At 41.9% G+C, this 12,016-nt stretch carries 11 protein-coding genes; 2 read left to right on the forward strand and 9 right to left on the reverse strand.

Features of this window, described 5'->3' with window-relative positions:
• Positions 1 to 157 precede the first annotated feature (157 nt).
• The 4 genes from AC07E5_RS08310 to pncB all read right to left on the reverse strand — a co-directional run bounded on the left by AC07E5_RS08310 (position 158) and on the right by pncB (position 4,233).
• Positions 158 to 1,084 (reverse strand): LemA family protein, encoded by a 927-nt coding sequence (locus tag AC07E5_RS08310; RefSeq protein WP_158660398.1) that lies wholly within the window; start codon positions 1,082 to 1,084, stop codon positions 158 to 160.
• A gap of 89 nt (positions 1,085 to 1,173) precedes the next feature.
• Positions 1,174 to 2,025 (reverse strand): archaetidylserine decarboxylase, encoded by an 852-nt coding sequence (gene asd, locus AC07E5_RS08315; protein WP_104852745.1) that lies wholly within the window; start codon positions 2,023 to 2,025, stop codon positions 1,174 to 1,176.
• Positions 2,022 to 2,864, reverse strand: coding sequence for a sulfurtransferase (locus AC07E5_RS08320; protein WP_167846417.1), 843 nt, complete (start codon positions 2,862 to 2,864; stop codon positions 2,022 to 2,024). The genes asd and AC07E5_RS08320 overlap by 4 nt, the downstream gene beginning before the upstream one ends.
• 163 nt (positions 2,865 to 3,027) lie before the next feature.
• Positions 3,028 to 4,233, reverse strand: coding sequence for a nicotinate phosphoribosyltransferase (pncB, locus tag AC07E5_RS08325; RefSeq protein ID WP_131261228.1), 1,206 nt, complete (start codon positions 4,231 to 4,233; stop codon positions 3,028 to 3,030).
• A 234-nt stretch (positions 4,234 to 4,467) separates the two neighbouring features.
• Here pncB and dtd point away from each other — a divergent pair, with 234 nt between their 5' ends.
• Complete coding sequence (gene dtd, locus AC07E5_RS08330) at positions 4,468 to 4,908, forward strand: D-aminoacyl-tRNA deacylase (RefSeq protein WP_253132420.1); 441 nt, start codon at positions 4,468 to 4,470, stop codon at positions 4,906 to 4,908.
• Between the two features lie 62 nt (positions 4,909 to 4,970).
• On the opposite strand, the gene AC07E5_RS08335 is transcribed toward dtd, so the two are convergent.
• The 3 genes from AC07E5_RS08335 to serB form a co-directional block, all read right to left on the reverse strand.
• Positions 4,971 to 5,450: a hypothetical protein gene (locus AC07E5_RS08335; protein WP_004974140.1), complete on the reverse strand. Its 480-nt coding sequence runs from the start codon at positions 5,448 to 5,450 to the stop codon at positions 4,971 to 4,973.
• A gap of 209 nt (positions 5,451 to 5,659) precedes the next feature.
• Positions 5,660 to 5,995, reverse strand: a complete 336-nt coding sequence (gene aciT / locus AC07E5_RS08340; RefSeq protein WP_004974137.1) for a ciprofloxacin tolerance protein AciT — start codon at positions 5,993 to 5,995, stop codon at positions 5,660 to 5,662.
• 401 nt (positions 5,996 to 6,396) lie between these two features.
• Positions 6,397 to 7,617, reverse strand: a complete 1,221-nt coding sequence (gene serB, locus AC07E5_RS08345) for a phosphoserine phosphatase SerB (RefSeq protein WP_004974136.1) — start codon at positions 7,615 to 7,617, stop codon at positions 6,397 to 6,399.
• 78 nt (positions 7,618 to 7,695) lie between these two features.
• Between serB and AC07E5_RS08350 the strand changes: the two genes are divergently transcribed.
• Entirely contained in the window at positions 7,696 to 8,955 is a 1,260-nt protein-coding gene (locus tag AC07E5_RS08350) for a hypothetical protein (RefSeq protein WP_253132422.1), read from the forward strand.
• Positions 8,956 to 9,061: 106 nt separating this feature from the next.
• Here AC07E5_RS08350 and ppk1 read toward each other — a convergent pair whose 3' ends face one another.
• Complete coding sequence (gene ppk1, locus AC07E5_RS08355) at positions 9,062 to 11,125, reverse strand: polyphosphate kinase 1 (RefSeq protein ID WP_253132424.1); 2,064 nt, start codon at positions 11,123 to 11,125, stop codon at positions 9,062 to 9,064.
• Positions 11,126 to 11,357: 232 nt separating this feature from the next.
• Positions 11,358 to 11,984, reverse strand: coding sequence for a bifunctional nicotinamidase/pyrazinamidase (gene pncA, locus AC07E5_RS08360; RefSeq protein WP_104852749.1), 627 nt, complete (start codon positions 11,982 to 11,984; stop codon positions 11,358 to 11,360).
• Between the last annotated feature and the right edge of the window lie 32 nt (positions 11,985 to 12,016).

Genomic DNA, 12,016 nt, shown 5'->3' on the forward strand with positions numbered 1-12,016 from the left:
TTCATATTGAACTGAACAAGGTTGTTGTAACGTTTGACAAGGCGCTGATCTAAGCGAGAGATGTTAAAATTGAAGAGCATGCTCTTCAATTTAACGCAAAACATGGAAATTGTGTAGATACCTATGCTCTTATAATAGAAGGGAGAGTCTATTTAAGTTAAATATCACGTTGTTGTAATTGCAGTGTTGGTTGTGTATGAAGCGTAGTCCATTCTTCAAAGCTCATCCACTGTTCTGTCCCGACTTCTGATAAACGGACTTGTTCAACCCAATTTGGATCTTCAGCCAACATAATAATTTCTTCTATTTTTACAGGACCTTTTGGTGTCGAATCAGATAATAAATAGAAGAATTTAGTTGTACTTGGCTTCCCCATATAAACATTTGCTTTATCTACAATTCCTTGTACTTGTTCACTAGACGCAATTTTTTTGCTTGTATCTGCTGCTTTATCCAATACAACTTTAGAGGTTGAGGCTAAGGCTTTAGAACCATCTACAATATTATCTTTTGCTGATTTAAATAAAGCATTCAAACGCTCTCCATCATCCATTTTAAAATCTTTTAAAATAGTTTGTTCTGCATTTTCTATTGTTAAATCAAGATATGGTGCTTCAGAAAAACCCATCCCGTTAGCAACAAAAATCGTAGGGATAGATGAACGATGTGAGTTATAAGCTTTCACGCGAGCATTATATTCATTGCGCCATTGAGAAATTTCATGCTCACATTGCTCAATATTTGTAATTAAGCGATGGTATTGTTGGTCTGCCTTTAAATCAGGGTATCTCTCAGCCATACCCTGTAAGTTCGTTAACATCATATTACTATCTTGATAACTAGAATAGATAGCATTCATTCCTGTTTCTTTAACTACTGTTAAATGTGTCAATTGCTCACTTTCTTGATAACCTCGAACAACATCCATAAGCTGATTAATTAAATTAACTTTTTTACTAATTGAGACAGAAATATTGGATAAAGACTCTTTAATATCATGCGCCTTACGCTGCAGCGAATTATAAGAAGTAAGAACCAAATAAATAATCGCTGCAATTAAGGCAAGTAAAATCCATAACCACATAAATAAAACCCTCACTTTATAATGCATCTGCCTACAAAATAGGCAGATATTTAATATTGAGGGATAATTGTAACGTTATAAATTGAAAATTAAAGTAAAAAGCCTAACTTTTTCCCCATTTCCACCACAGAGTTGGCTTTGAATTCGGCATCCCACTGCATTTTATTTTCTTCAAACAAAACAATCGCGGTTGAACCCAAATAAAAACGTCCTAATTCTGCACCTTTTTCAAGGAATAATTGGTGTTGATTCAGTTCCAAACGCCCCGATGGTTTGACCTTGCCTGTCGCCACGGTTTCAATGCCCGCCACAATCATGGCACCCACCAAAACAACCGCCATACGACCCAATTCGGTATCAAACAAACACACCATGCGCTCATTGCGGGCAAATAAACCCGGAATATTTTCGGCTGTGGTTTGATTGACAGAAAACAACTCACCTGGCACATATAAAGTTTCGGTGAGTGTGCCTGCAAAAGGCATGTGTACACGGTGATAATCGCGCGGAGATAAATACACGGTTGCAAATTGACCATTTTTAAATGGTTCAGCCAATTGCGGGTCGGCAATTAAGTTTTCAACAGTAAATTGCTGACCTTTGGCCTGAAAAATTGCCCCATCTTCAATTTTACCCAACTGTGAAATCGCCCCATCTGCAGGCGATACAATGCTGTTCGGATTGCTGTCAATTTCCCGCACACCCTGCTTTAAAGAACGGGTAAAAAATTCATTAAAAGATTTATATTTCAAGGCATTGCTTTGTTCTGCCAAAGACATATCAATGCCGTATTGCGCCTTGAATGCAGTGATCACCGCATTTTTGAGCACAGGATGCTCACTGGCTGCAAGTTTACCCACAACACGTGATAATTGATGTTGTGGCACAACGCGTTGTGCCTGAATGAAAATTTGTTTTTTTAAACGTGATGTGAGGCTCAAGACGGCAACTCTCCAGTAATAACAGGACTGTCAGGGCGGTTGCCCCATTCACTCCACGCACCATCATAGGCCTGAATTTTCCAACCCAATAAACGCCCTAAAATGTAGGCCAAACCTGAACGGTGATGTGACTGACAATACACCACTACAGGTTCGTTTAAATTGAATCCGAGTTGTTCCAGACGCTGTCGTGTGCGTTCTAAGGGATGCAATTTTAAATGATTTTCACGATTAAGGGCAGTACTCCATTCAAAATGCAATGCCCCAGGAATGTGACCGCCGCGTCGTGCAGCCAAACGCAGCCCTGTATATTCATCTATGGTGCGGCAATCCCAAAGTTGCACCGACTGGTTTTGGCACTTTTCTAATAGCTCATCATATTGAATTCGATACTGATTTTGCTCGGCAACAGGAACAAGCATGCTGACGGGTGTTAGCGGTTCAACCTCAGAAGTAGTTGGAAAACCTGCTGCCAACCATGCGTGAATCCCACCATTTAGTAAACTGGTATTTTCAAAGCCTAAACAGTGTAAATTCCAAATCAGACGCCCTGCCCATGCGCCACCTTCATCGTCATAGGCGACCACATGATGCTCAGGGGAAATACTCAAATACTGAATCAAGTCTTGTAAAGCCTCGGGTTCAGGCAATAAACCCGATGTATCTTCATCCTGACGTAGCAACATGCTCGGTTTGACCTGTAAAGCATGCGGAAGATGCAATTGCTCGTACACCGAATTGCGGCTCAAATCGACAATGCGCAATTTTTCATGCCCTAAAAAGGGAACTAAATCTTCTGCTTCAATCAGCAGTCCAAAATTGAATGGAGAAGTGCTCATTTTTATGCGGTTCAGTCTGTTTGGCAATCAACTTTAACTTAGTATAGGTCATTTTTGATAGCATGCTGTTTTTTTCATAACTTTCGCAGAATTTTAACAATCACATGCTTTAATCTAGAAAAAAACCGAAGATTTTCTTCGGTTTTTTCAATGTGCTCAGGTTTTAAACAGGCGTTTGTATTTCAAAAACTTGGCGTAAATATGCCAAGAAGGTGTCATTATCGGTCATGGTTTTACCCGGACTATCGGACAATTTCGCCACCGACTGACCATTACATTCCACCAATTTCAACACAATATTTAGCGCAGTTTGCCCCATATCATTGGTTAAGTTGGTACCAATCCCAAAACTAACCTGAAAACGGTCTTTAAAATACTGATGCAAGGCCCATGCTTTTTCGACATTTAAGCCATCACTGAAGGTCAGCATTTTAGTTTTACTGTCAATTTTTAGCTTTTTATAATGTGCATAAGCTTTATCGCCCCACACATACGGGTCGCCACTGTCATGTCGCAAGCCATCAAATAACTTGGCAAAATACAAATCAAAGTCACGCAGGAAAGCATCCATCCCGACCACATCAGTCAAGGCAATGCCTAAATCACCCCGATATTCTTGCACCCAAGTTTCTAGTGCGGCTTTTTGGAAGTCACGTAAACGTACATCTAGCGCCTGAAATGCCTGTAAAAACTCATGTGCCATTGTCCCAATGGGGGTAATGCCTAATTCTTTAGCCAACAGTACATTACTAGTACCACGAAACACTTCAGGTACAGCTTGATGAAAAGCCGCAATCACGTGCTTTTGCCATGCAAAACTATAACGGCGGCGCGTACCAAAATCTGAAACCAAAAATGGTGGATCTTCAGGCAGTTGCTGCTGTTGGTAACTTTGAATCAGGGCAATTTTTTGCTGTAAACGGCGCTCACCTTCTGCCCAAACCTCATCATTACGGATGCGCTGAAAATACAGTTCATTGACAATTGCCAGGACAAAAATCTCGAACATCATGGCCTGTACCATCGGGCCTTCTACCCGAATATCCAAACGACCTTGCGCATCAATACTGGCGTGAATAAAACGACGCTTGAGCTGAAATAATTCTAAATAATCGACAAAGTCACTTTTAATAAAGCGTAAATTACGCAAATACTGCAATTCATCTTCTTTAAATTTCAACTGACACAAATGATCAAGCTGCGCATTCAACTCAGCTAAAATATCGCTCAGTGGATACGCGGTATCTTCAAGATTACGGCAGCGGAATTGATACACACTGTGCGTTTGCGGAAATTTATGCAGCACCACCTGTAACATGGTGAATTTATATAAATCAGTATCGAGCAGAGATTGAATAATGGGGGTCATAGGGATCATCATTTCGCGGTACTTCTTGCATTAAAGCATACTTTATTCAGCAAAAAAGGGCTTTTATCGACAATCTTGTTACAACTTTGCTGAAGTGTAGCCTTCCCAAGATATTTTACCTCTCTGCGGGCAGCTACCGTTGTGATGCTTTCGTGATTGATGTTAATGCACGCCAAAGTGCCTAAGTTTGCTACAATCTGCAGCCATCCCCCACACTGAGAAAATTAGTCCCCCATGCGCGCATTATTACAACGAGTTCTTGAAGCCAAAGTCGTGGTCGATGGTGAAATCACTGGCGAGATTCAACAGGGTATTTTGGTATTTTTGGGCTTAGGCAAAGACGATAATTTTGAGAAAGGCAAAAAGCTGATTGATAAAATTTTAAAATATCGTTTTTTTGATGATGAACAAGGCAAAATGGGTTGGAATGTCCGTCAGGCCAATGGCAGTGTGTTATTGGTTTCACAATTTACCCTCATGGCACAGACTCAAAAAGGTTTACGTCCTGATTTTGGCCCTGCGATGCCCCCAAACGATGCCAAAGCGCTGTATGAACAATTGGTGGACTATGCCAAAAGTCAGTTTGACAGGGTGGAAACAGGTATTTTCTCTGCCGATATGAAAGTGCATTTGGTAAATGACGGGCCTGTGACTTTTTGTTTGGAAGTCGAGTAAATCACATATAAAAAAACCTCTGTCAAAAATTGATCAGAGGTTTTTGTTTGGGTCTGAGCAGCTTATTTACCCGTTTTTTGTTTAATAAACTGGCGTGCCATTTTAATTTTTTCTTTTACAGGTTTTGGTAGTTTAGGTGGAATCAATTTCGCTGCTTGGTTAAACCACACCAATAAGCCAAAATCACCTTCCATTTTAATGCTGCCATTTTGCATGCCTGTCATAAATGCAGTTGGATCACCTTTCATTAAGGTTTTTACGCCTTGCTCGCTGTCTGCAAACTGCAAAATAAAATCGGCTTTTTCTGCATCGCCTGCCACAGTGTCAATATGTCCATTGTTGACAATAATTTGACGCGCCATACCCAAGTCTGTGCCAATTTGAATACGGAACTGGCGTTCATGCACCAACTCAATAAATTTTGGACTGGTACGTGCCAGTTGTTTCATACGCAATGCCAAACCTGCCACGAGAAGGTCAAGTGGATCGGTGCTGACATCAACCAAAGGAAGTTTGACCACAGGAATTGCAGAAAGTTTCATGACAGTGAAGCCTATTGTAATTGTTGGATAATGAACAGACTCATCCTATCACAACTCCCGCTTTTTGCTGCAAGGCTTTGTATAACAATCTTTAGGAGGGTGTTAAAATTTTGTCGCTGTTTGGATGGCGCAAACTGCCGTACAGATAAAGCAAAAAAGATGCAAACCAGTTGCATCTTTTTAAAGTTTTTGAATTTAGTCTGTACGATTTAGCGGCTTGAGCACTGCTGCTGATCGTCTTCATAGACTGGGGTATGTTCGATATAGCGACGTTTTGCCAAAGCACGCTCTGCCCGACGGTCTTCTCGTAATAATAATAAAGTCACCAAAGTCATCGCCAAGAAAATTGCCGACAAGTAACTGTAGGTAATTGGCAGTTCAAATACGCTTTGCACACTGTAGCGCACCACTTCCAATAAACCCCAAAACACCATACCTGCCAACATAAAGTTTAACCAGCGACGATAAGGCGAAAAGAAAACAGCAATCAACGCAGCTGCGACGAGGCTTAAGCCTACAATGGTCGCTAAATTCGCTGTTAGCATAAAAACCTCCGTCTAAAGATGCAGCCTCTTTTTGAATTGGTCTGCGACTTCAAATACCGTTTAAATAAATAATGGATGTCGATTTAAATTCTATGTCTGCATTATGCTGCGTTTTCTAGATAAAAAAAGACTTGTATTTTTATAAAGCGACACACCTTGTCGCAATATTATATTGTCATTACATTTTTTAAATTTTGTAGTTTTCGGGAAGCTAAGCTAGCTCTTTATTCGCGTGTCATTACAAAAAAACACCTTATTTTTTTGCCTTAAAAAATATTTTTTTCATTCAATGCTGTTGCGGTTTTTATCGACAGTTTTTGTTTACCGTTCATCGTTATCTGCTGATTATACAAACAAAAAACGCAGCATGACTGCTGCGTTTTTTTCATTGAATTGTCATATTAGGCACGGTTCAAGTCTTTGTCATGCACGCCCAATAAGTACAGCACACCATCTAAGCCCACGCTTGAAATGGCTTGATTGGCGTTTTGACGTACCAACGGTTTAGCACGGAACGCCACACCTAAACCTGCAATAGAAAGCATTGGTAAGTCGTTCGCACCATCACCCACCGCAATGGCTTGTTCCAAAGAAATCCCCATTTTGTCTGCCAGTTCACGTAGCAATAATGCCTTACGCGCACCATCCACAATGTGACCTTTTACTTCGCCTGTAACCATGCCATTTTCCACATCTAGAATGTTGGCATGCACTTCATCAATCCCCAATTTTTCCTGCAGATATTCTGCGAAATATTGGAAACCGCCCGACAAAATAGCGGTGCGATAACCCAAAGATTTCAGGGTTGAAATCAGGCGTTCAGCACCTTCGGTCACGGTCAGACGTTCGGCAATTTTAGGCAACACAGCAGCATCTAAACCTTTGAGCAATGCTACGCGCGCGCGGAAACTTTGCTGAAAATCCAGTTCACCCTGCATGGCACGTTCGGTAATGTCCGCCACCTGATCGCCCACACCTGCCTCAATCGCCAACTCATCAATCACTTCTTGTTCAATGAGCGTTGAGTCCATGTCAAAACACACCAAACGGCGGTTACGACGGTAGGCATTGTCTTCTTGTACCGCGACATCCACACTCAGTTCATTCGACAGGCTTAAACACGCAGCACGCATGGCAACTGCATCTAGCATTTGTCCACTTAATCCAAACTGAATGCAAGCACGTTTAGGTTCATCTTCGGCTACATTAAGCTGTGGGCGACCCGACAAACGGGTTACAGTTTCAATGTTAAAACCTTGGCTAGATACAATATGCGTGACCGCCTGTAAATGTGAGGCATTCAGCTCTGGTGCCAGTGCAGTCACGATATAACGGGTACGACCGCCTTCTTTGACCCATTGCTCATATTCAGTTGCAGAGATTGGTTTAAAACGCACAGTTAAGCCAATATCATGTGCTAAAATCAGAATCTCCTTCATGGCTAAAGCAGTTGCAGTCTGGTCTTCTGATGCAACAACAATACCTAAAGTCAGTTGATTATGAATAACAGCTTGGCCAACATCTAAGATTTGTAAGGAATGAGCGGACAATACCTGCATTAATCGAGTAAACTGATTAGGTTGGTCAGGTCCTAAAAATGATATAAGAATGATTTCTCGCATGAATTGACTCGGGTCTGAGCTACAACTATTGTGAGAATCATAATCTAAATTGAATATAAATGCCTTGGAAGTTTTACCTTGAATGCGCCTAGACAAGGGCTATTTGCTAGCCTATTGATTGTAAGTTTTGCTTTTCACACCTTTTTATTGGTGCTTGCAACAACACACCAATTAAATGAAAACCGCGCCAATCAGGGGCAGTTAATGACCAGCCAACTGGTCACAGACAGCCTTTCTGAGCTGGAACCTGCCAATACAGTATCACTGGCATTATTGGTGAATCGTTATGCCACCAATCCAAGCATTGCTTCTATTCGTATTTTAGATGCGAAAAATCAGGTCTTGGCGACAGGTGGACAGTCACGTACCCGTGAAGGTGAAGTCTTTGTCCGCGATGCAATCATCAATGAAAAGAAAGTCGGCAGCATTGAAATTACCTTAATTCAGCCAAGTATTGGTGAAATTCTGCGTACCCAATGGTTAGCGACACTTTTATCATTATTGGTTCATGGCTTGTTATGGTTGGCTTATCGCGCGATTGCCCGTCCAAGTCGTAGTGAATATTTAGCACGCATTAATAATGAATCTCGCCTTAAACACGAATTACAATTATTGACGCAAGCCCTTGAACAAGAAAAACATCAAACGGCTTTGGCACTTGCGCAGGCACAGCAACAGCCTAAACCTGTGATGTCGCCTAAAGCAAACAAAGCCATTGAGCAAAGCCAAGAGCAAAACAACATTGCGCTGAATATTCAGTTTTATGACCCGAAACAATTATTAGACACGGTCACGCAAAGTGTGTCTGTGCCTTATTTTAGCTTATGTCAGATTTTCCTGAACAAAAGCATTGAACTGTGCGTACAACACTACAAGTTAAACCGTTCCGACATTCAAACAGTACAACCATTCCATGAAGATGGAGCAACACTCAGTATTGCAGCCAATACACCAAATGCAGCAGCCTGTATGGCCATGATTGGCACGGTGTTCCAGTTATTGTCTGAAGTGCTGTATAAGCGTTATCGTGAAGAAAAGCGTTTTGTGTTGCAAACTCGCAGTGGTTTATCAACCGCAGTCGAAGCCATGCAGTTATCTGCAGTGCAGGCAGCAGAGCGTTTGGTGCATCAATTATCTGCTCGTGAAAATGCAGTGCATTTACCGAATGAATTACTAGATGAACTGTCTACGCATTATGAATTGGTGAGTATGCCAAATCCGACCAATGTGCTGATGCGCCATGCCTTTATGGTTAATGGCATGGACAGCCAATCGGCTGAGTTGGCGCAAAGCCTGCGAACTGAAATTCTAAAAGGCAAACATTCAAGAGCTTCTTAAAATAATCCATGAGATGCCTTAAAAGCATAAAAACCTGAGTATGCACACATACTCAGGTTTTTTATACTCACAGATGCTAGATCACATCCATTTACTGCAGCCCAATTTACACATTCAACTGCTTCTGCTCGACCAAATACATTTGCGCATTGTGTACAGCAGCCTGCCCCACCACAGCAGCTTTCTGCCATTCGCCATTGGCTTGTAGCTCCCACGCATTTTGATTGTCATGCAAATAACTCAGCAAGCCATCTTCTACAATACGCTGTTTAATTTTCTCATCCAAAATAGGGAAGCAAGTTTCCACCCGTGAAAATAAGTTGCGCCCCATCCAGTCTGCGCTGGCGCAGTACAATTTTTTTGCACCACCATGCTCAAAATAATACACGCGGGTATGTTCCAAAAAGCGTCCCACAATCGAACGGACATGAATATGCTCAGACATACCTTTCACTTTTGGAATCAAACAACAAATCGAGCGGATAATTAAATCGACCTGTACCCCTGCCTGCGAAGCACGGTACAAAGCCGTAATTAACTCAGGCTCAGTCAATGCATTGACTTTAATGATAATTCGGGCAGCTTTGCCTGCTTGTGCAAACCCGATTTCTTGTTCAATCAGTTTGAGCAATTCACTGTGCAAGGTAAATGGTGCATGCAGCAAGTTTTTTAATTTTGCCGATCTGCCCATGCCTGTGAGTTCCTGAAACACCCGATGCACATCTTCACAAATATCAGGATGTGTGGTCATCAAACCATAGTCGGTGTACATACGTGCATTGCCCGCATGATAGTTGCCTGTACCCAAATGCACATAGCGCACCAACTGATCTTGCTCACGACGCACAATCAAAATCATTTTGGCATGGGTTTTATAGCCGACAATGCCATACACCACCACTGCGCCTGCCTCTTGCAAGACGTTGGCGACCATAATGTTGGATTCTTCATCAAAACGTGCGCGTAGCTCGATCACGGCAGTGACTTCTTTGCCATTACGTGCGGCTTCTGCAAGTACCTGCACAATTTCAGAATCTGGGCCACTACGATACAGCGTTTGCTTAATCGCCAACACATTTGGGTCTTTCGCCGCTTCTTTGAGTAAATTAATCACCGGCTGAAAAGAGTCAAATGGGTGATGTAGCAACACATCCTGCTTTTTCAGAATCTCAAACATCGGTTTTTGCTTCCGAAATATTTTTGGAATCACAGGTGCAAAAGGTGGATATTTCAATTCAGGTCGGTCAAAACTACTGGTCAGACGCGACAGGTTAATCGGCCCGCTAATCCGATATAATTGCTGCTCATCTAAATCAAACTCTCTGAGCAAATAATCAATAATATCTTGCGGGCAATCATCTTCAATTTCTAAACGTACCGCACGCCCAAAACGACGTGACGATAATTCATCTTTTAAGGCAACTGCCAAATCATCGACATCTTCGGCCAAAATCAGGTCGGCATTGCGGGTCACTCGAAACGCATAGCAACCTGTGGCTTTCATGCCTGGGAACAGATCATTGATATGCTGCTGAATAATCGCAGTCAAGAAAATATGTTCAGTCGCACTACCTGCCACTTCTTTTGGCAAATTGATTAAACGTGGCAAAGAGCGTGGCGCAGGCACAATCGCCATTTCAATTTCACGTCCAAAAGCATCTTTGCCTTGTAAACTGACAATAAAGTTCAGACTTTTATTGACCAAACGCGGAAATGGATGCGATGGGTCTAGGCTAATTGGCGTTAAAACAGGCTGTACCTGACGGGCAAAATAATCGGCAATCCACGCTTTATGTTTATCCACAATGTCATGGTATTGAATAAAGTGAATCCCTAAACTTTGCAGCTGCGGCAAAATGGCATAATTTAAAGTGTCGTATTGCTGCTTCACCGCCTGATGCACTTTATCAGACAGTTCTACCAAGACCTGTTCAGTCGGAATGGCATCTGGGGTACGGGTAATGGCATTCAAATCGAGTTGCTTCATTAAACCTGCAACGCGAATTTCAAAAAACTCATCTAAATTACGTGAAAAAATAATTAAAAAATTGAGTCGCTCTAAAATAGGTAACTCTGGGTCTAAAGCTTGCGCCAAGACCCGACGGTTAAACTCAATTAAAGAGAGTTCACGATTAAAATAAGTATCAGATGAATGCTGAAAGTGTTCCATATCTTCTCTATGCTGTTTTTAAGACAGTCTGCTTATTTCGCCTCTGTGCAAGGCATGGTAGGTAGAGATTATGACAATCATGTTACACCCACAATCAATCGCAGAACATTTCGTCAAAATTGGGTATATGTAAAAAATTGATTTTTATTTATTTTATTTTACATTTAATCTATTTTTATAGCAAAAAGGAAGATTTCGCCCTTCCCTTTCGCGGCCAGTTCGTTATCTAGTTTTAGCCAAGTAAGTGCTGACTTTGTACTCGCTGTACTCCTTGTGCCAACATCTGTTGCCATGCTTGTTCTAAAGAGCCATTTAAATCAATCGCTTTGGTGGCATCTTCAATCACATAGGTGCTAAAACCCAACTCACAGGCATCTATTGCCGTCCACGCCACACAAAAGTCGGTGGCAATGCCCACAATATAAACCGTATCAATTTCACGGGCTTTTAAATAGGCCGCCAAGCCTGTGGTGGTTTTGCGGTCTGCTTCCATAAAGGCAGAATAACTGTCTATTTGCTCGTGAAAACCTTTGCGTATAATCAATTGTGCTGTAGGCAAATCTAAATCTGGGTGTAATTCAGCATCAGCTGTGCCTTGCACACAATGCACAGGCCACAACACTTGCTCGCCATAACTGAGCTGAATCTGCTCATAGTCCTGTTTGCCTGCATGGTTGGCAGCAAAGGACACATGCGTTGCAGGATGCCAGTCTTGGGTGATCACAATGTTCTGAAACACACGTCCCAACGCATTAATGCAGGGAATAATTTGATCGGCATTTGCAACCGCCAAATTACCTCCTGGACAAAAACCATTTTGCACATCAACCACAATCAAGGCATTATTCAGCTGCTGCATGCTGTTTCCTTTCCCATCTTAAACGCTACCCT

It is taken from the genome of Acinetobacter seohaensis (assembly GCF_056431365.1).

What these genes read in the sequence shown, in the direction of transcription:
- AC07E5_RS08310 (WP_158660398.1), bottom strand. Translation starts at nt 1,084, where the DNA reads ATGTGGTTATGGATTTTACTTGCCTTAATTGCAGCGATTATTTATTTG.
- AC07E5_RS08320 (WP_167846417.1), bottom strand. Translation starts at nt 2,864, where the DNA reads ATGAGCACTTCTCCATTCAATTTTGGACTGCTGATTGAAGCAGAAGAT.
- pncB (WP_131261228.1), bottom strand. Translation starts at nt 4,233, where the DNA reads ATGACCCCCATTATTCAATCTCTGCTCGATACTGATTTATATAAATTC.
- dtd (WP_253132420.1), top strand. Translation starts at nt 4,468, where the DNA reads ATGCGCGCATTATTACAACGAGTTCTTGAAGCCAAAGTCGTGGTCGAT.
- AC07E5_RS08335 (WP_004974140.1), bottom strand. Translation starts at nt 5,450, where the DNA reads ATGAAACTTTCTGCAATTCCTGTGGTCAAACTTCCTTTGGTTGATGTC.
- aciT (WP_004974137.1), bottom strand. Translation starts at nt 5,995, where the DNA reads ATGCTAACAGCGAATTTAGCGACCATTGTAGGCTTAAGCCTCGTCGCA.
- serB (WP_004974136.1), bottom strand. Translation starts at nt 7,617, where the DNA reads ATGCGAGAAATCATTCTTATATCATTTTTAGGACCTGACCAACCTAAT.
- ppk1 (WP_253132424.1), bottom strand. Translation starts at nt 11,125, where the DNA reads ATGGAACACTTTCAGCATTCATCTGATACTTATTTTAATCGTGAACTC.
- pncA (WP_104852749.1), bottom strand. Translation starts at nt 11,984, where the DNA reads ATGCAGCAGCTGAATAATGCCTTGATTGTGGTTGATGTGCAAAATGGT.